This window comes from Nonomuraea longicatena (assembly GCF_039525605.1).
Taxonomy (GTDB): Bacteria; Actinomycetota; Actinomycetes; order Streptosporangiales; family Streptosporangiaceae; genus Nonomuraea; species Nonomuraea longicatena.
In genome coordinates, this window is record NZ_BAAAHQ010000025.1 from 68,465 (window position 1) to 87,331 (window position 18,867).

General features: G+C 72.9%; 18 protein-coding genes. 15 read left to right on the forward strand and 3 right to left on the reverse strand.

Features of this window, described 5'->3' with window-relative positions; translation table 11 throughout:
- Positions 1-174: 174 nt before the first annotated feature.
- The 6 genes from ABD120_RS24585 to ABD120_RS24610 all read left to right on the forward strand — a co-directional run bounded on the left by ABD120_RS24585 (position 175) and on the right by ABD120_RS24610 (position 5,617).
- A complete protein-coding gene (locus tag ABD120_RS24585; protein WP_343952390.1) occupies positions 175-765 on the forward strand; it encodes an RNA polymerase sigma factor in 591 nt (196 codons plus the stop codon).
- A complete protein-coding gene (locus tag ABD120_RS24590; protein ID WP_343952391.1) occupies positions 762-1,610 on the forward strand; it encodes a zf-HC2 domain-containing protein in 849 nt (282 codons plus the stop codon). The genes ABD120_RS24585 and ABD120_RS24590 overlap by 4 nt, the downstream gene beginning before the upstream one ends.
- Positions 1,595-2,452 carry an ABC transporter ATP-binding protein gene (locus ABD120_RS24595; protein ID WP_343952392.1) on the forward strand — a complete coding sequence of 286 codons (858 nt, stop codon included), beginning with the start codon at positions 1,595-1,597 and terminating at the stop codon, positions 2,450-2,452. Before ABD120_RS24590 ends, ABD120_RS24595 begins: the two co-directional genes overlap by 16 nt.
- On the forward strand, positions 2,449-3,930 hold the full coding sequence (locus ABD120_RS24600; protein ID WP_343952393.1) for a hypothetical protein: 1,482 nt from the start codon (positions 2,449-2,451) through the stop codon (positions 3,928-3,930). The genes ABD120_RS24595 and ABD120_RS24600 overlap by 4 nt, the downstream gene beginning before the upstream one ends.
- Entirely contained in the window at positions 3,921-4,538 is a 618-nt protein-coding gene (locus ABD120_RS24605; RefSeq protein ID WP_343952394.1) for a hypothetical protein, read from the forward strand. The genes ABD120_RS24600 and ABD120_RS24605 overlap by 10 nt, the downstream gene beginning before the upstream one ends.
- 119 nt (positions 4,539-4,657) lie before the next feature.
- Positions 4,658-5,617, forward strand: a complete 960-nt coding sequence (locus ABD120_RS24610; RefSeq protein ID WP_343952395.1) for an alpha/beta fold hydrolase — start codon at positions 4,658-4,660, stop codon at positions 5,615-5,617.
- Between the two features lie 4 nt (positions 5,618-5,621).
- Here ABD120_RS24610 and ABD120_RS24615 read toward each other — a convergent pair whose 3' ends face one another.
- The gene (locus ABD120_RS24615; protein ID WP_343952396.1) at positions 5,622-6,752 is read right to left on the reverse strand and encodes a sensor histidine kinase; all 1,131 of its coding nucleotides are present in this window, start codon (positions 6,750-6,752) and stop codon (positions 5,622-5,624) included.
- A gap of 138 nt (positions 6,753-6,890) precedes the next feature.
- On the opposite strand from ABD120_RS24615, the gene ABD120_RS24620 reads away from it, so the two are divergent.
- Positions 6,891-8,183, forward strand: a complete 1,293-nt coding sequence (locus ABD120_RS24620) for an alpha/beta hydrolase (protein WP_343952397.1) — start codon at positions 6,891-6,893, stop codon at positions 8,181-8,183.
- Between the two features lie 33 nt (positions 8,184-8,216).
- On the opposite strand, the gene ABD120_RS24625 is transcribed toward ABD120_RS24620, so the two are convergent.
- Positions 8,217-9,188 carry a GlxA family transcriptional regulator gene (locus ABD120_RS24625; protein WP_343952398.1) on the reverse strand — a complete coding sequence of 324 codons (972 nt, stop codon included), beginning with the start codon at positions 9,186-9,188 and terminating at the stop codon, positions 8,217-8,219.
- 72 nt (positions 9,189-9,260) lie between these two features.
- Here ABD120_RS24625 and ABD120_RS24630 point away from each other — a divergent pair, with 72 nt between their 5' ends.
- The 8 genes from ABD120_RS24630 (at position 9,261) to ABD120_RS24665 (ending at position 17,706) form a co-directional block, all read left to right on the forward strand.
- Positions 9,261-10,484, forward strand: a complete 1,224-nt coding sequence (locus tag ABD120_RS24630; protein WP_343952399.1) for an MFS transporter — start codon at positions 9,261-9,263, stop codon at positions 10,482-10,484.
- A gap of 137 nt (positions 10,485-10,621) precedes the next feature.
- Positions 10,622-11,401: an ABC transporter ATP-binding protein gene (locus ABD120_RS24635; RefSeq protein WP_343952400.1), complete on the forward strand. Its 780-nt coding sequence runs from the start codon at positions 10,622-10,624 to the stop codon at positions 11,399-11,401.
- A 25-nt stretch (positions 11,402-11,426) separates the two neighbouring features.
- Positions 11,427-12,422 carry an ABC transporter substrate-binding protein gene (locus ABD120_RS24640; RefSeq protein WP_343952401.1) on the forward strand — a complete coding sequence of 332 codons (996 nt, stop codon included), beginning with the start codon at positions 11,427-11,429 and terminating at the stop codon, positions 12,420-12,422.
- Positions 12,422-14,461: an iron ABC transporter permease gene (locus tag ABD120_RS24645; RefSeq protein WP_343952402.1), complete on the forward strand. Its 2,040-nt coding sequence runs from the start codon at positions 12,422-12,424 to the stop codon at positions 14,459-14,461. Before ABD120_RS24640 ends, ABD120_RS24645 begins: the two co-directional genes overlap by 1 nt.
- A gap of 131 nt (positions 14,462-14,592) precedes the next feature.
- Entirely contained in the window at positions 14,593-15,405 is an 813-nt protein-coding gene (locus tag ABD120_RS24650) for an ABC transporter substrate-binding protein (protein WP_343952403.1), read from the forward strand.
- 32 nt (positions 15,406-15,437) lie between these two features.
- Positions 15,438-15,686, forward strand: coding sequence for a hypothetical protein (locus ABD120_RS24655; RefSeq protein WP_343952404.1), 249 nt, complete (start codon positions 15,438-15,440; stop codon positions 15,684-15,686).
- Positions 15,683-16,672: a FecCD family ABC transporter permease gene (locus ABD120_RS24660; protein WP_343952405.1), complete on the forward strand. Its 990-nt coding sequence runs from the start codon at positions 15,683-15,685 to the stop codon at positions 16,670-16,672. Before ABD120_RS24655 ends, ABD120_RS24660 begins: the two co-directional genes overlap by 4 nt.
- A gap of 35 nt (positions 16,673-16,707) precedes the next feature.
- Positions 16,708-17,706 (forward strand): FecCD family ABC transporter permease, encoded by a 999-nt coding sequence (locus ABD120_RS24665; RefSeq protein WP_343952406.1) that lies wholly within the window; start codon positions 16,708-16,710, stop codon positions 17,704-17,706.
- 523 nt (positions 17,707-18,229) lie between these two features.
- Here the strand turns inward: ABD120_RS24665 and ABD120_RS24670 are convergent.
- Positions 18,230-18,799, reverse strand: coding sequence for a hypothetical protein (locus ABD120_RS24670; RefSeq protein ID WP_343952407.1), 570 nt, complete (start codon positions 18,797-18,799; stop codon positions 18,230-18,232).
- Positions 18,800-18,867: the final 68 nt, after the last annotated feature.

Genomic DNA, 18,867 nt, shown 5'->3' on the forward strand with positions numbered 1-18,867 from the left:
CCCGGGTGAGGCGACGGGCCACCCCTCAGGCCGTGCCCGTCCGGGGGCGGTGATGAGCCACCTCTCAGACCGTCCGCCGAGTCAGCTCTCAGGCTGTCCGCCGGGCCGCCACGAAGCCGAGGTGTTTCGGCCGGCACAGAACCGCGGACGCCCGATCTTGCGATAGACCGGAATGTGCGCTCATTCTTCACCCGCCGTCGCGAGCCGCCCGAGGTCGGTCCCCACAGCACCGACGCCGAGCTCCTCGCGGCCGTCGCGGCCGACCGGGTGGAGGCGCTGAAGCTCCTGCACCAGCGGCACGCGCCCTGGCTGCGCGTACGGCTGGCCCGCCGATGCTCCGACGCCGACCTCGTGGACGACGCGATCCAGGACACCTTCGTCGCCGTCTGGCGCGGCGCGCGTCGCTACCGAGCGTCGGAAGGCGAGGCGGCGGCGTGGATCTGGACCATCGCGATCCGCAGGCTGATCTCCGCGCTGCGCGGCAGCGGCGCCCCCCGGCAGACCGCCGCGCTCGACGACGGGCACCCGGAGGGCGGCCGGCTGATCACCGAGTCGGCCGAGGACACGGTCCTGGTCGGAGTGGAGCACGGGGACCTGGGCACCGCGCTGGCCAGGCTGTCGCCGGATCTGCGCGCCGCCATCCGGGCCACCGTCCTCGACGGACTCACCGTGCGTGAGGCGGCCCTGCTCCTCGGCGTGCCGGAGGGAACCGTGAAAACCCGCGTGATGCGGGCCAAGGCCCAGCTCAGGGAGTATCTCGCATGAACCCGCAATGGCACCTGCCGCAAGAGCTGATCGAGCAGTACGCCGGCGGCCGTCTCGGGCCGGTCCAGGTGATGTCGGTGGACGGCCATCTCGCCCGGTGTGAGCGCTGCCGGGCGGCGGTGCCGTACGAGAGGGAGTGGCTGGCGGCGAGCTGGGAGCGTGTCGAGGACCTGGTGGACCGGCCCAGGACGCGGCCGTTGGCCCGGCTGCTGCGCCTGTTCGGCGTTCCCGAGCACGTGGCCGCGTTCCTCGCGGCCACTCCCGCTCTCGCCCGGGGATGGCTGGTCGCGGTCACCGCCGTGATCGCCTTCGCGGTGGCCGCCGCCCACCTGGCCGTCCGTGACCCGCAGGCCGGACTCGGCGGCCTGGCGCCGTTCCTGGTGCTCGCGCCGGTGCTGCCGCCGGCGGGCATCGCCTTCGCCTACGGGCCCCGGGTCGATCCCGTCCACGAACTGCAGGCCGCCACCCCCATGGGCGGCGCCAGGTCCCTGCTGCTGCGCGCCGTCGCGGTGCTGGTGACCGCGATCGTGCTGACGGGAGCGGCGACGCCGCTCCTGCCCGGCCCGCCGGGGCTGACGGCGGCCTGGCTCCTGCCCGCCCTCGCGCTGACCTCGGCCACCCTGGCCCTCTCGACCCGATTCTCGCCGCCGACCTCGGCCGCCGCGCTGAGCGCCGCCTGGTTCGGCGCCGTGGTGACCGGCGCCGAACTCACCGGCGACGTGCTGGCGCCGTTCTCGCCCGAGGCCCAGGCCCTGTACGGCGCGGCCGCGCTGATCCTCATCCCCCTCGTCTACCTGCGGCGCGCCCGCTTCGACTCAGGAGAACCCCGATGGACCCGACCGTGACCGTTCGCGGCCTGACCAAGAAGTACGGCCGGAACGTGGTACTCGACGACCTCACCCTGGAGTTCGGCCGGGGGGTGACCGGGCTGCTCGGCCCCAACGGCGCCGGCAAGACCACGCTGCTGCGGAGCCTGGCGACCACCCTGGCGCCGGACGGCGGCAGGGTGCGCGCCCTCGGCCTGGATCCCGAAGACCGGAGCCAGCGGACCGAACTGCGCAGCCGCCTCGGATACCTCCCGCAGGACCCGGGTTTCTACCCCCACTTCACGCTCTTCGAGCTGGTCGACTACGTGGCGATCCTGAAGGAGCTGACGGACCGGCGCGAACGCCACCGGGAGGTGCGCCGGGTCCTCGCGGAGGTGGACCTGGCCGACCGTGCCACGACGAAGGTGCGCAGGCTGTCGGGCGGCATGAAGCAGCGGCTGGCGCTGGCCCAGGCGCTGCTCGGCGAGCCCGACCTGCTCATCCTCGACGAGCCCACGGTCGGTCTGGACCCCGAGCAGCGCATGCGGTTCCGTGCGCTGGTCTCCCGGCTCGGCGAGGACCGTACCGTGCTGCTGTCCACCCACCAGACCGAGGACGTCGCGGCCCTGTGCGAGCGCGTGATCGTGATGAACAGGGGGCGCGTGGCGTTCCAGGGGAGCCCCGGCGAGCTCGCCAGCGTCGCCTCCGGCCAGGTGTGGGTCGCAGGCGCCGCCCCCTCGGGCTCCCGCCTGTTCTGGCGGACCTCGGACGGCCGCTACCGGAGCCTCGGGGCCGGGCCGCCGGGCGCGGCGCCCGCCGCGCCGACCGTCGAGGACGGTTACCTGCTGCTGCTCGGTGAGCCGGTAGGAACGGCGAAGTGATCTTCCGGTCGTTGTTCCTGTTCGAGGTTCTCCGGCTCGTGCGCAGCCCCGTCCCCTGGGGTGCCGCCGCGCTCTGCCTGGGGCTGCGGCTCATCGCGACCTGGCAGTGGCTGCCCGACCTGAGCGTCGAGCCCACGAGCACGTCGGGGGCGATGCTGCTCATGGCGGTGGCCATGATGCTCACGGCCAACCTCGCGACCTCGCGCGACACCCGGGGCGGCCTGCCCGAGACGTTCGGCGCGCTGCCCGGCCACGCGGCGGAGCGGACCAAGGCCGCGACGTGGGCGGCCGTCCTGGTGGGAGCCGGGCTCGCGCTGAGCGTGATGACCGGCTACCTGCTGGCACGTTCCGCGATGGGCCCGGTGGCAGGTGTGTTCGACCCCTACGAGGCGCTGGGCGGAGTGCTGGCCGTGCCCTTCGCCTCGGCACTCGGCGCGATGCTCGGCAGGTGGACTCCCGGGCTGGTCGCCGTCCCCGTCGCGGCCTTCCTGATCGGCGCCTTCACCTGGCTGAACGGTCAGCAGAGCGGCTACGGGAGCTGGTTCCTGCCCGTCGTGCTCTTCCACGGGCCCGACTGGCCGCAGCGTCCGTCGGCGTCGCACGTCGTCTACCTCCTCGCCGCCGTCGTGCTGTTCGCGGCCCTGGCCCTGCTGCGGCACGGGGCCAGGCCGGTGCGGCTGGTCATGGCCCTGGCCGCTGCGGCGGTCGCGGTGCCCACGGGCGCGGCCGCGACCGCCGTGGCGCCGGGGGAGGAGATCAACCGGCGGTTCGAGACCGCGCAGCGGAATCCGGCCGCGTTGCTCGACGACATGGACGCCCGGGTCCGGGAACGCTATTTCGGGCCGGACGCGCGGCGCTGCGAGAAGCACGGCGCCGTCACCTACTGCGCCTTCCGCGACTACGTCGCCTGGATCCCGTCCTGGGTGGCGGCGGTGAACCCCGTGGCGCAGGCGCTGCCCCCGGCGGAGCGTGCGCGGCTGCCGGCCGTGCGGCAGGTCACCGACTCCTGGTCCGACGCGGACGGCGACCAGCGGCCGTCCATCCGTACGCACCTGATGTGGGGGCGGGCCGGAGCGGAGGACACCTACCGGGCCGTACTCGCCGCCCAGCTCATCCGCCCCGTGCTGGGTCTGCGGCCACCGCCGGCGGGCTGCGACCTCCACGGCCGGAGCAGGGCCCTGGTGGGTCTGTGGCTGCTCGGCCAGGCCGTCGCGCCGACCCCGCCGGAGGACCGGGAGATCCAGATCGGCTCGTCCCTCTTCGAGCCGGTGCAGTCGCCGCTGGGCATGCTCCGGTACGGCACTGCCGAGCTGGGCTACGCCCGCAGGCTCCTCGCCATGCCGGAGGCCAGGCAACGGATCTGGACGCACTGGGACACCCTGCTGAAGCCCGGCACGACGCTGGAGCAGGCGCTCCCGCTGCTGGGCCTGCGTCCCGAGTTCGCCGCCGAGCCCACGAGGGGGCGGCCATGCTCGTGATCCAGCTCATCGGGCCGCTCGCACGGGCGATCGACTGGACTCCGCTCGCGGTCACCGGGACGCTCGCCGTGGTCATGGCCTCGGTGATCGAGGCCGGTTCCGCGCTGGGCGTCGGGACCGCTTTCACCCTGCTCAGGATGATGGGCGTGATGCTGGGGGCCGCCGCCGGATTCGCCGTGATCGACGAGCTGACCGTGAGCACCGGGGCGGTCCCGGTGCCCCGCTGGCTCCGCCAGTGGCTGCGCTGCGGCTTCGGCGGCCTCACCGCCGGGCTGAGCTGGGGGATCGCGTGCGCCGTCGCCGTGGCCCGGCTACCGGAGGGCGGCCATCTCAAGGTGGCGGGGATGGCGGTGGAGGCCGCGGTGTGCATCGCGATCGGCCTGCTGACGGCCTCGATCGCCGGGCGTACGCACCAGGGGAAGGCGGCCGCCCTCGCGGGCATGGGGGCTCTGCTGGTGATCGTCGCGGTGAGCCTGGTGCTGCGGGGACCGTACTGGCCGTGGCTCTACCCGGACGAGGAGAACTGGGAGGTCGTGCACCACGGGTGGCTGGCCCTGCTGCCGCTCACCCTCGCCGCCCTGAGCTGGGCGAACCGGGATCTACGCTGAGTCGTCGGCCTTCTTTCGCACCGGCCCGCCGTCGGCCCCCTGCGAGCGGTTACGGCGGGGTTATGCGGCTGGTCGCATGATCTTGCGGTACCACCCCGTCGTCGACCGTGAAAGATCGTATGAAGAACATCATCGCGCTCGCAGCCGTCCCATTCCTGCTCATCAGCCTGATTCCCGGTGGCGCCGCCGACGCGGCCACTCCCGCGCGGCGCATCGCCTGGGCGCCGTGCCCCGACGACGCGACCACCGAGTGCGGCACGCTGAAGGTGCCCGTCGACTGGGACACCCCGAGCGGCGCCACCGTCGACCTGGCGGTGGCTCGGCGTAAGGCCGCCGGCCCGGCGTCCCGGGTCGGCTCCCTGGTCGTCAACCCCGGCGGGCCGGGCGGTTCCGGCGTCGACTTCGTGGTCCGCGGCAGCGGCTACTTCAGCGCCGAGCTGCGAGGCCGCTTCGACCTCGTCGGCTTCGACCCGCGAGGGACGGGCCGCAGCCACCCGGTGGTCTGCTCGGCAGCGCTGATGCGCGAACGTCCGCATCCGTTCGTCAAGAGTCAGGCGGACATGGACGCCTGGGTGTCGTTCAACCGACGACTACGGGAGGACTGCCGGGCGCGTACCGGACCGTTGTACGACCGGGTGAGTTCGCTCGACGTCGCGCGCGACGTGGAGGCGTTACGAGCGGCGCTGGGCGACGACAAGCTCACCTACTACGGTGTCTCGCACGGCACCCTGATCGGCCAGGCGTACGCCGAGCGTTTCCCCGGCAAGGTCAGGGCGCTCGCGCTGGACTCGAACTTCGACCACAGTGTGAACACCGCGAGCTACTTGACCACCGCGGCCGCCCACACGGCGGGGGCGTTCGACCGGTTCGTCACCTGGTGCGAGGCGACGGCGTCGTGCGCGCTGCACGGCCAGGACGTCCGGGCGTTCTGGAAGGGCCTTCTCCAGCGGGCCGACCGAGATGGTGGCGTTGCCGACGACCGCTGCGACCTCGCAGCCCTTGGCCGTCAGCAGCAGCTCCAGGCCGCTGGACAGCAGGACGTCGTCCTCGGCGATCACGATCCGCACGGCACCTCCTGACCGATCACCACGCGCACGGTACCCGGACGGCGAGCGTGGTGGGGCCGCCCGGCGGGCTGTCGAGGCGGACGACGCCGTCCAGGGCGGCCACCCGCCGCCGGATCCCGGCGATCCCGGTGCCCGCCGTCTCGTCGGCGCCGCCGCGCCCGTCGTCGGTGACCTCGACGGACAGCAGGTCGCCGGCGCGTTCGACCCGGAGGGCCGCCCGCGTGGCGGCGGCGTGCTTGGTCACGTTCGTCGGCGCCTCGGCGATCACGTAGTAGGCCATCGCCTCCACGGTCGCCGGGAGCGCGCCCAGATCGGCGAGTTCGACGCGGACCGGCACACCCGACTGGGCGGCCAGCGCCGCCAGCGCCCCGTCGAGCCCCCGGTCGGCGAGGATCGGCGGGTAGATCGTCTGGAGCACCGCGCGGAGCTCGGTCATGGCCTCCTCCGTCGTCTCGTGCGCCTGCCGGATCAGCGCCGCCACCGCGCCGGGGTCGTCGGCGAGGGACTCCCGGGCGAGTCCCAGCTGCATGGCGATGGTCACCAGGCGCGCCTGCGTCCCGTCGTGCAGATCGCGTTCGATCCGCTGGAGCTCCGCGCCATGGGCGTGGACCACGCCGACCCGGCTATTGGTCAGTACGTCGACCCGCTCGGTGAGCCGCTCACGGGCCGAGGGCGTGAGCACCGCCAGGCACAGCCGCGCGTGGATCCGCGCCAGCGCCGGGAGCGCCCACCAGGCCGCCGCACCGAGGACGGCGATCTGGACAGACCCTCCGATCAACGCGGTCGCCCAGTCGCTCACCCGGACGTCGAGTACGGACACCAGGCTGGGACGCGCGTCGGCGGGAAACGCCCACCACGACGACATCGCCACTGCGGCGACCAGGATGTTGCCCAGGCACAGCAGGGCGGCCAGCCCGAGCGGGAACCCGACGACGACATGTGTGAGCGCCCAGACGAGATTCCGCCACCCGGCTGCCCGGCCGGCGGCCGGAACGCCGAGCATGCGGGCGGCCCGGCGCCGATGCCGCTCCACCCACCTCCGCGCCGCCGGCGGCGCGAGCAGCACCGGCAGCACCACCGCCGTGGCCACGGCGGTGGCCAGCGTCATCAGAAGGTACGCAGAACCGGACAACGCCCGACCACGCATGCCTACCTCCTCGTCCAGACCGGTTCGGGGACGATTGTCCGCCACCGGGTTCCGTCGGACACTACAGCGGGCTGTACCGACGCGCGTGCGGCCGGCTGTATGGCCCCGGAACCTCGCACGGGCATAGCGTCCCCGACCATGAAACCGACCTTTCCGCAGGTCCGTGCCCGCCTGCCCGCCACCGACCGCGCCCGTCGCATCGGCACCATGGTCCTCAACAACGGCGGCCCCGGCGAGAGCACGCTCGGCATGCCCCTGCGGGTGCGCGCGGCCATGAAGGACGTCGGCGCGCGCTACGACCTCATCGGCCTGGACCCGCGCTTCGTCGGGCGCAGCACACCGCTCGACTGCGGCTGGCCGATCGGGAGGTGGATCCGCTCGGCCGGCCAGACCCGCGCCCGGTTCGATCACCAGGTGGCGGTGCAGCGCGACCTGGCCGAGCGCTGCGCCCGGCGTCACGCCGACGTGCTCCCGTACGCGAACACGCGCGACACCGCCCGCGACATCGACCTCGTGCGCCGGGTCCTCGCCGAACGCCGGATCTCCTTCCTCGGCTACTCCTACGGCGCCTACCTGGGCGCGGTCTACACCCAGATGTTCCCCGGCCGCACCGACCGCGTCGTCCTGGACAGCGCGGGCGACCCGCGCGAGTGGGGCCCGAGGGCGATCCAGGGCACCGAGGACGAGGCGGAACGCGCCCTGCGCGGGTGGGCGGCCTGGGCCGCCGACCGTCACGTCACCTACGGCCTGGGCGCCACCCCCGCCCGCGTGCTCGCCACCGTGACCGCGATCGTCGCCGCCGCGCAGGAGCGCCCGCTGCGCGTCGGCCCCCATGAGGTGGACGAACAGACGATCCCCTACCTCCTGTCCGTCGGCTCCGGCGACGACCGTCCTGCGGCCCGTGCGGAGTTCACCTCCACCGTCAGGACCCTGAACACGGCCGCGCACGGCCGCCCGGCCGACCCCGGCCCCGGACTCGACGGGCTCCTCACCTTCGTCCTGACCCGCGCGGGCTCCCCGCTGGCCGGCCCGGCGGCCGCGATCGTCTGCGGTGACCGCGCCGCGCCGCGCGACCCCGGCACCTACTGGAACGACGTGCGGCGCAGCCGCGCCCGCCATCCCCTCTTCGGCCCCCTCAAGAACAACATCTGGCCCTGTGCCTTCTGGCCGAGCCTCCCGCGCGAGCGCCCCACCCGCATCGGCAACGCGACGCCCGCGCTGATCGTGTCCGCCACCGGCGACACCGCCACCACCTACGAGGGCAGCAAGGCCATGCACCGGGCGCTGACCGGTTCCCGCCTGCTCACCCTGCGCGGCACCACGGCCCACGGGATCTACGGCGAGTACGGCAACGCCTGCGTGGACGCCGAGGTCAACGCCTACCTGGCCACCGGCGTCCTCCCCGCCGCGAACCCGGGCTGCGGGCCCTGACCCCGTCGCGGCGGCGCGGCGGCCGTGGCGCGTTCAACGGAAGGAGCGACGGTAGGCGGCCGGGGTGGTGCGCAGGGCGGTATGGAAGCGGCGGCGGAGGTTGACCGCCGAGGAGAGGCCGACGCGGGTGGCGATGGTCTCGACGGGCAGGTCGGTCTCCTCCAGCAGGGCACGGGTGGCGGCCAGTCGGCGTTCCTGCAGCCAGCGGGCGGGAGTGACACCGAGCTGATCGGTGAACTGGCGGGTCAGCGTGCGGGGGGAGACGCCGGAGAAGGCGGCCATGTCCTTGACGGTGACCTGGTCGGGCAGGTGCGAGAGGAGCCAGTCGAGCAAGGGGGCCAGAGAGTCCGGCATAGGGCCGGTGGTGGGCAGGGGAGGGTACTGCCGCTGGCAGCCCTCGCGGTGCGGACCGGCGGCGAGCTGGCGGCCGATGCGCATGGCGTGGGCCGCGCCGTACTCCTGCAGGACCTGGTGGAGGCAGAGGTCGAGGGTCGCGGCCGAGGCTCCGGCGGTGGCGACGTCGCCGTGGTCGACGTAGATGACGGTGTCGTCGGGGATGACGCGAGGGTGGCGGGCGGCGAGTTCGCCGGACAGTTCCCAGTGGACGGAGGCGCGGCGGCCGTCCAGGAGGCCCAGGGCGGCGGGGATGAAGATTCCCGCGCAGACGGCGACGATGCGGGCGCCTCGGGCATGGGCGCGGGACACCGCGTGGAGCACGGCGGGCGAGGGGGCGAGGGTCCAGCTCGCGATGACCACGGTGTCGGCGTCGTCGAGGGCTTCGAGTCCGGTGTCCACCTGGATGGGTACGCCGAGGGTGGAGGGCAGGGAGCCGGGATGTTCGGCGCACAGGCTGAAGCTGTAGTGCTGGGGGATGTCGGGGCCGTGGTAGCCGAAGACGGCTGAGGCGGAGGTGACCGGGTAGAGCTCCTGGTTCGGGGCGACCAGGGCGACCACACGATGCGGGCTGAGGGGCGCCGGCGGTGTTTCCGGGCAGTCCAGGGCCATGGCGCAAATGTACCTAATGATGTCATCAGGGACACCGGTGGGCTGATCTGGAAAAATCCAGAATTGGGGCTCATGTGGACCAGGAACTTCATCTTCTACTTCGGGGCCCGCACGATCTCGCTGCTCGGCGACGCGATGATGCCCGTCGCCTCGGCGCTGGCGATCGGGAAAGTCTACGGGATCGCCGGTGTCGGCTACGTTCTCGCGCTCTGGACCACGTCGGCCGTGCTGGTCATGGTGTTCGGCGGGGTCGTGGCCGACCGGATCGGCGCCCGGCGCCTCATGATCGGCGCGGACGTGATCAGGGTCGTCACCCAGGGGGTCGTCGCCGTCGCCTTCCTGGACGGTGCCCCGCCGTACGCACTGCTGCTGGTGACGGCGTTCCTGTCGGGCACGGCCGCCGGGTTGTTCGAGCCGGGCGTCAACGGCATGGTCCCCCTGGTCTCCAGGGATCCGCAGCGGGCCAACGCGACGCTGAAGATCGCCGAGGCGGTCACCCACCTGGCGGGTCCCGCGCTGGCCGGAGTCCTCATGGTCGTCGCCGGGCCGGTCTTCGTCTACGCGGTGGACGCCGCGACGTTCCTGGTCAGCGGGGTGTGTCTGCTGCTGGTCCGGGTCACCGTACCCAAGCCGGGGCCCTCCGACGTGCTGAGCGACCTGCGCAGGGGCTGGGAGGAGTTCAAGGCCAGGAGCTGGATGTGGTCGGTCATCCTGGTCTGGGTGTTCTGGGGGGTTCTGGTGGTCGGGCCGTACGTGCCGCTGTCATCGCAGGTCATCGGGGACGACTACGGCTGGGTGATGGCGGCGCTCGGCCTCGGCACCGTGCTGGGCGGACTGGTGGCGATCAGGCTCAGGCCGCGCAGACCGCTGGCGGCCGGTGCGATGGCGCTGAGCGGGTACGTCGCGGTGCCGCTGACGGTCGCGCTCGGCTCGCCGCTGCCGCTGCTGATGGCCGGGCACCTGCTCGGGGGGTGCGCGCTGGCGCTGTGGTCGGTGATGTGGTCGACCAGCGTGCAGACGCAGGTGGCGCCGGACGTGGTGAACCGGGTCAACGCCTACCAGGTGGCCGGTTCGGTCGCCGGCATGGCCGTCGGCCAGGCGCTGGCCGGCCCGGTCGCCGCCCTGGTCGATCCGCGTGACTTCCTGCTCGGGTCGGCCCTGGTGACGGTCGGCGTGGTGGCGGCGCTGCTGCTGATCAGGCCGGTCAGACGGCTGGGCAGGGAACCCCGGGAGGGCGCCGGCCCGGATCGCCGCGCGCTTCGCACCCTGGACCGTCCTCCGCCCGCAGGTCGGTGAAGGTCGCCGGCGGCTTCCGGGTGCTTCGCCGCGGGTAAGTGGATCCCGAACTTAAGGCATGCCTTACCTAAGTTGTATGGTGGGCCTGATCGTTCCGCGATGGGGAGGTATGCGTGCTCTTGGGGGAGGTCCGCTTGGTGGCGGACAAACTGGACGTCGGGCACTCCGGGCGCCCGGTCCTCCGGCAGGTGGACCTGTCGTTGCGGGCCGGTGCGATCACCGTGCTCGTCGGCCCCAACGGCTGCGGCAAGTCGACCCTGCTGCGTACGGTGGCCGGCCTCCTGCCGCCCATCGGCGGCGACGTTCGCATCGACGAGGTGCCCCTGCGGCAGCTGGCCCGCCGCGCACTGTCGCAGCGGCTGGCCTTCCTGCCGCAGACGTCCCAGGCGCCCGCCGGAGTCACGGTCCGCGAGCTCGTACGGCACGGCCGCTACGCCCACCGAGGCGCGCTCGCCCGCCACACCGGCGAGGACACCGAGTCGATCGCCTGGGCGCTGGAAGTCACCGACGCCGCGCCCCTGGCGGAGCGGCGGCTGGACGAGCTGTCCGGCGGCGAACGGCAACGGGCCTGGCTGGCCATGGTGCTCGCCCAGCGTGCCGGAGTGCTGCTGCTGGACGAGCCCACCACCTACCTCGACCTGCGCCACCAGTTCGAGGTGCTCGACGTCGTGCGGCGGCTGGCCCGTGAGCACGGCATCGCCTGCGGCCTGGTGCTGCACGACCTGATGCAGGCCGCGGCCTACGCCGACGAGGTCGTCGTGGTCGCCGACGGCGGCGTCGCGGCCGGCGGCGCCCCCGACGACGTGCTCACTCCCGACGTCATCGATCGGGCGTTCGGCCTGCGGGTCAGCATCGTCCGCGACCCCGGGAGCGGATATCTCGCCTGCTTCCCCCAGCGGCCGCACGCCGCGTCCTGAACACGTACCACAAGGAGAGTCCCCCGTGCAGAGAGTTCTGCGTGCCCTCGTAACAGGCGCCACCACCGCCGCGCTCGCGCTGACCGCCGTCGGCTGCGGGGGCGGAACCGTCGCGAACACGGCGGGCGGAGCGCCCGCCGGAGACCGGCCGGCGAGCGGCGGCATCACCGTCGAGACCGCGCAGGGCCCGGTCACCTTGAGCAAGGCCGCCACGAAGGTGGTGTCGCTGGAGTGGACCTACGCCGAGGAACTGGTGGCGCTCGGGGTCACTCCCGTGGGCAACGCCGACAACAAGGGCTACGGCACCTGGATCACCGCAGAAGGCGCGAGCCTGCCCGCGAACGTCACCGACGTCGGCGGACGCAACGAGCCCAGCCTGGAGAAGATCAAGGCGCTGCAGCCGGACCTCATCGTGGTCGACTTCGAACGCTCGAAGGCGAGCCTCCAGGCGTTGTCCGGCATCGCCCCGGTGGCGGCGTTCACGTACACCACCAAGCCCCAGCTCGAAACGATGAAGAAGAACCTCACCGAACTGGCGAAGGCGGTGGGCAAGCAGGACCAGGCCGCCGAGGTCATCGGCCGGATCGACACCCGGGCCGCCGAGCTGAGGACGCGGCTGGAGAAGGCGGGCAAGACCGGCCTGAAGTACGCCGTCGGGCAGGGCTTCACCGCGAACGGCACCGCCTCGGTGCGCATGCTCACCGACGACGCCATCGCACCCCAGGTCCTGAACCTCGCCGGATTGAAGAACGGCTGGAAGGGCGCGCCCGACACCTGGGGCATGACCACCGTCGGCGTCGAGGGCCTGACCAAGGTCGAGCAGGACGCCACCTTCATGTACGTCGCCAGCCAGCAGGACAATCCCTTCACCGGTGTCTTCGCCGGCAACCCCGTGTGGAAGGGGCTGCCGTTCGTGAAGGACGCGAAGGTTCTCCCGCTCGACCCCGGCACCTGGCTCTTCGGCGGCCCGCTGTCGGCGCTGCACATCCTCGACGAGGCCGCCAAGGCACTGAAGGTCTGATGACACCCCCTGCCAGACCGGCGGGACGTCGCCGGCGAGCCCTGCTCCTGGGTGGCGTCCTGGCCGTCGTCCTCCTTCTCGTCGGCGTCGTCCACCTCGGTCTCGGCGCCTCCGGCGTGGGGATCGGCGACATCCTTGCCCTGCTCACGGGTGACGGCGACCCCCGCACCCGGGACGTGCTGGTCGGCAGCAGGCTGCCGCGCACGCTGACCGGGCTGGTCGTCGGGATCGCCCTGGGGATCTCCGGAGCGCTCGTCCAGGGCGCGACCCGAAACCCCCTGGCCGCTCCCGACACCCTGGGCGTCAACGCCGGCGCCTATCTCGCGGTGGTCCTGGTGGCGTTCACCGGGGCGAGCCTGGGCCCGCTGCCCGCCGGAGGCGCGGCCTTCCTCGGCGGCCTGCTCGCCGTCGCCGTGGTCCACCTCCTCAGCCGAGGCGGCGTGCTCACCCCCGGCAAGGTACTGCTCGCCGGGGCGGCCGTCGCGCTGGCGGCCACCGCGGCCGCCGAGTTCCTCCAGATGCTCGACGTCCAGGCGACGCGCGGGCTGTTCTTCTGGGGCAACGGCACGCTGATGCAGTCGGAGCTGGGCAGGCCGCTCGTGCTCGGCGCGGTCGTGGCCGTGGGCGCGCTGCTGGCACCCCTGCTCGCGCGCCCGCTCGACCTGCTGGCACTCGGCGACGAGACGGCGCAGTCCATGGGGGTGCGGGTGGACCGTGTCCGGCCCGCCGCCTTCCTCCTGGCGGTGCTGCTGTCCGCGTCGGCGGTCTCGCTGGCCGGGCCCATCGGATTCGTCGGACTGATCGCGCCGGTCATCGTCAGGCAACTGGGCGCCCGCAGGCACGCGCAGCTCATCCCGCTGTCGGCGATGCTCGCCGCCGTCGTGCTGCTGGTCGCGGACGCGGCCGCCCAGCTCGCCGTGCCGCCGTCCGCCGTCTACACCTCGGAGCTCCCGGTCGGTGTGGTGACCGCGCTCATCGGCGGTCCGGTCTTCATGCTGCTCGCCCGCCGGGTGAGCACCGGTGACGCGGACACCGGTGCGGTGGTCACCGTCTCCGGCCGCCGCCGGGCGCCCGCCTACGCGGTCGCGATCGGCGGGGGAGTGCTCGTGCTGGCCGTCGCGATGCTGATGTCCCTGCGGGTCGGCGACGTCGAGGTGAGCTGGGGCCAGCTGTGGTCGGTGCTGTCCGGCTCGGCCGAACAGGTCACCGAGGCCGTCGTGTCGTTCCGGCTGCCGCGCATCCTGGTCGCCGCCCTGGCCGGCGCCTGCCTGGCCGTGGCCGGGACGGCCGTGCAGACCGTCGTGCGCAACCCGCTGGCCGAACCCGGGCTCGTCGGCGTGACCGGCGGCGCGTCGCTCGGCGCGGTGCTGATGATCCTCGTGGTTCCGTCCGCTCCGGCGCTCGCGCTGCCGGCCGCCGCGGGTGTCGGAGGGGTGCTCATGCTCGCCCTCGTGGTCCTCGTGGCCGGGCGCGGCCGTTCGGGACTGGATCCCACGCGCGTGGTCCTGGTCGGTCTCGGGGCCGCCGCGACCTCGATGGCGCTGGTCAACATCATGGTGGTCGGCGCGCAGATGAACATCTCGGCGGCGCTGAGCTGGCTGGCGGGCAGCACGTACGCGCGCGACCTGTCCGCGCTCGGCTGGCTCGTCCTGCCCGCGCTGGTCGCGGTGGTGCTCGTGGCCGCCGCACGTCCGGTGAACCTGCTCGCCCTCGGCGACGAGCTGCCGCGCGCGCTCGGCCTGGAGCTGGGCCGCGCGCGGCTGCTGGTGCTGGGCGCGGCGGCCGTCCTGGCCTCCGGTACGGCCGCCGCCGTCGGGGCCGTGGGCTTCGTCGGACTGGTCGCGCCGCACCTCGCGCGGCGGATCGCGGGCAACGGGGCCGCGCGGATGGTGCCCATGGCCGCGGTGCTGGGGGCGGTGCTGGTCGTCGCCTCCGACGCGCTCGGCCGCTGGCTGCTGGCGCCGACGGAGATCCCGGTGGGCATCGTCACCGCTCTGGTCGGTGCTCCGTACCTGGTGTGGCTGCTCCGGCGGGCCTGAGAGGCCCGAACGGGCGAGTGATCCCACGCGGCCGATCGCTCCAGAGTGACGCTTGACATCAAGTCACCTTCAAGATCCAGGATTGGGAGTGAGGTTAGGCATACCTAAGTGCCTCCGGTGGTGGAGGTGACGTGACGACAGAGGACAGGGGCCATGAGACCGACCACCGAAACGCGCTCGAACCCGTGAAGCGCCGCCTCGTGCCCCTCGTCCTCGCGGCGCCGCTGCTGCTCGCCGCCTGCGGTACCACGACGACCACCGGATCGGCCCCGCCCACGCCGACGGTGACCATCACGGCGGCGAACGGCGAGGTCACCGTACCGGTCACCGACACCGGGATCTGGGCCCTGGACTACCAGACCGCGATCAACCTCCTCGCGCTCGGCGTCGTCCCCTCGCACGCCGGAAGGTACACCTACGACCCGGACCCCTACGTGAAGGCCGCGTACGCGCTCCTCGAACGCGCCGGGGTGAAACTGGTCGAGCCGGGCAAGGCCGAACTCGTCGCCGCCGCCGAGCCGGAACTCGTCGTCGGCAGGCCGAACATGGGCAACGACGAGATCGTCCCCCGGCTCGGCGGCATCGCCCCGGTCGTGACGCTGCCCGGGCTGCCCGTCCTGGAGAAGGAACTCGGCACGCTCGGCGCGATCACCGGGCGCGGGGACCGGGCCTCGGCGCTGGCCGCACGGCTCGAAAGGAAGCTCTCCGACCTGGCCGGGCGCGTCAAGAGCTCCGAGTTCGCCGGCGACTCGGTCTCGGTGCTGTCGGCGTGCGGCGAAGACGGCTACTGCGTCTACGGCGACGCGCGCGGCTTCGGCCGATCCTCGGCGACCTCGGCCTGGTTCGGCCCGCGCCACAGGCGACGGAAGGCAACGAGTGGGGCTACGAGACCATCTCGCCGGAGAACCTGGAGCAGCAGCAGGCCGACATCGTCATCGCCCTGACCGGCTCGGTCTCCGCCGGCGCGCGGTCCCCCTTGGAGAACCCGCTGCTGGACACCTCGGGATCGAAGACCGGCGCCGTGGACTTCTCCGGCTGGTACGACGTCGGCCCGCTGAACCAGATCTGGGTCGTCAACGACCTCACCGCCATCCTCTTCGGCGAAGGCCGGATCGCCGGCGAATCGGACGCTGCGGCGTTGTGGACCGAGCTCACCGACGATGCGCGGCCCGCCGCCTTCGCGGACGTACCGGCATTGTGGTCGAAGGCGGCCGGCACCCCGTGAGCCGGGCCGTGTGGCTGGCCGGCGCCGTCGCCGCGCTGGCGGTCGTCGCGTCGGCGAGCGTCGCGGTCGGCGCCAAGCCCATCGCGATGTCCTCGGTCCTGGAGGCGATCACCGGCTTCGACGGATCGAACGACCACCTGATCGTGCGCGATCTCCGCCTCCCGAGGACGGCCGCGGGGCTGCTCGTCGGGGCCGCCCTCGGCGCATCGGGCGCGCTGATCCAGGCGTTGACCCGCAACCCGCTGGCCGATCCGGGACTCTTGGGGGTCAACGCCGGAGCCGCGTTGTTCGTCGCGATCGGCATCGCCGGGTTCGGGGTGGAGTCCGTCGCCGGACACCTGTGGTTCGCGTTCGCCGGTGCGCTGGTGGCGACCCTCGGCGTCTACCTGATCGGGTCGGCCGGGAGGTCCGCGGCCGACCCGATCCGGCTCACGCTCGCCGGAGTCGCCATGGGGGCGGTGCTCGTGGGTGTCACGTCGGCGATGATGCTCCTGCGGCCTCGGACCTTCGAGCACATGCGCGGCTGGAACGCCGGCACGCTCGCGGGCCGGGGCGCGGACGTGCTGCTTCCCACCCTGCCGTTCGCGGCCACGGGGCTGCTGCTCGCGCTCGTGGCCGCCCGCTCGCTGAACGAGATCGCGCTCGGGGACGAGGTCGCGGCCTCCCTCGGCGTGTCCGTGCGCCGTACCCGCGCCGTCGTGGTCCTCGCCGTCACGTTGCTCGCCGGTACGGCCACCGCTATCGCCGGGCCGATCGTCTTCGTCGGCCTGATGATCCCGCACGTCGCACGCTGGATCGCGGGCCCCGACCAGCGGTGGATCCTGCTCCACACGATCGTCCTCGCCCCGGTTCTGCTGCTGCTGTCCGACGTGGTCGGCCGGGTCGCGACCGCGCCGGGCGAGGTGCCCGTCGGCATCGTCACCGCCTTCGTCGGCGCCCCGGTGCTCATCTTCCTGATCCGGCGTCGACGGGCGGCCGGACGGTGAGCCGGCCCTGGCACGCCGTCCTCCGGTGGGGCCCGGTGGCGATCCGCAGGAACCGCAGAGCCATGCTCGTCAACCTGTCACTCGTACTGCCTTGTGCCGGGGTCGTCCTGTGGTCGCTCGCGACCGGCGATCTCCGGCTCGGCGTGGACCAGGTCGTCGCGGCGCTGACCGGCGGCCAGGACGGTGTCGTCCGCACCGTCGTCGTCACCTGGCGGCTGCCCCGCGTCGTCGCCGCCGCGATCTTCGGCGCCGGGCTGGCCGTCGCCGGAGCGATCTTCCAGTCCCTGACCCGGAACCCGCTCGCCGCCCCCGACGTCATCGGGCTCTCCAGCGGCGCCTACACCGGCGCGCTGATCGTCATCATCGGCATGGGCGGCGGCTACCTCCAGGTGTCCGCAGGAGCCCTGGCCGGATGCTCGATCACGGCCGTCGTCGTCCACCTGCTCGCCCGTCGCGGCGACAGCGGGGGATTCCGGCTGATCGTCGTCGGTGTCGGCGTCTCGGCGATGCTCACGGCGGCGAACACCTGGATGCTGCTGCGCGCCCAGTTGGAGGTCGCCGTCGCGGCGGCCGTGTGGGGCGCCGGTTCGCTCAACGGGATCGCGTGGGACCGGGTGGCCCCGGCCGCTCTCGCCACGCTCGCGCTGTTGGTCGTCGCCGTACGGTTCCAGCCCGCGCTGCGCGTCATGGAGATGGGCGAGGAGACCGCTCGCTCGCTCGGTCTCCGAGTCGAGCGCGACCGGTTGATCCTGCTGCTGACGGGCGTGGCGCTCACGGCCGCCGTCATCGCCGCCGCCGGGCCGATCGCCTTCGTCGCCCTCGCCGCTCCGCAGATCGCCCGCCGCCTCACCCGGGGTCCCGGAGTCACCATGACCGCCTCCGCGCTGGTCGGCGCGCTGGTGCTGACCGTCTCCGATCACGTCGCCCAGCACCTGCTGCCGCAGGTGCTGCCGGTCGGCGTCGTCACCGTCGTCGCCGGGGGCGCCTACCTGGTGTGGCTCCTCATCCGCGAACAGCGCCGCCGCCCCTCGTGATGGTCTCGCGCTTCAAGGGAGCGCTTCCAGGGAACGGCTGCGCGGCGCTTCCAGGGAACGGCGGACGCGCCGCGCAGCCGTCTCAGCGTCCTTCTCTCCATCACGTCGGCCCGCTCACGTGCGGAATCCGCCGCGTCGGCGGACACCGAGCAGCCGGGCCAGATACAGCCCGCCCAGTCCTCCGGTGACCAGCCCGGCGGGCAACGTGGTCGGCGCGAACAGCCGTTGACCGGCCAGATCGGCGGCGATCAGGGAAGACCGTTCAAACGACAGAACGCGTAGAATTTAGGCAAGGCTAAGCTTATCTCGCTGCCGCCCCTCCTGTCCGCCCGTGACGCCGCTCGCGAACATCGCGCTCCGGTGGTGAAGACCTCCACCCGGTCTCCGACGCCGCCGTCCTCCACCCGGACGGGTCCGGCACCACGCGTTCGACAGGATCTCGCCGGTCTGCTCGGCGACGTCGACCACGTCGATCATGGTGACGCTCTCGGCGCGGCCATCACCTTGGCCGGGGCGATCCGTTTCACGCAGAGCGGCGGCGCCGGCCCTCGGGAGTGAAGGTGAAGCTCTGGCCGAAGTCCCCCTCGCAGACGCGGATGGCGAGCAGGACAGGGTCGGCGTAGGCGGGGGGCCAGTGCTGTTCGGCTGCCGGGTCCGGCCCGTTCCAGAGGTGAAAGGCGATCATCGGTTCCTCGGGCGCGCCGGTCAGGTAGCCGAGGGCCTTTCCGTATCGAGGGTTGTTCCCGCCGAAGCGGATCGAGGGCGGGCCGAAGACGGTCGTGACTTCGGTGAGCGTCCGGTCGCACGATGCCCAGGCGCTGATCATGGCCCTGAGGGCGCGGTATTCGTGGAGTGTCAGCGTGTGATCGGCTTGGAGCCAGCCTTGAGCGTGGGCGAATTCCGCGTAGACCGAAGCCACGCCGTCCTCGTGATGGCCGGGTATCAGGGAGGTGAACGCTCCGGTGACTCCGGTCGATGTGAATGCCCCGCGTGCCTCCCACTCCTGCCGTCCTGCGGACCAGCGGTCCTCGCGCCGCTCCACATGCGCCAGGTGGTCGAAGAGAATGCGCAGCGCGACCTCGCCGCCGTACATCCCGGGCCTGCGCAGAGCCAGGTTGAGCTCACGTCTGAGGTGGTCGCGAATCTCTGTGGAGGGCCGGA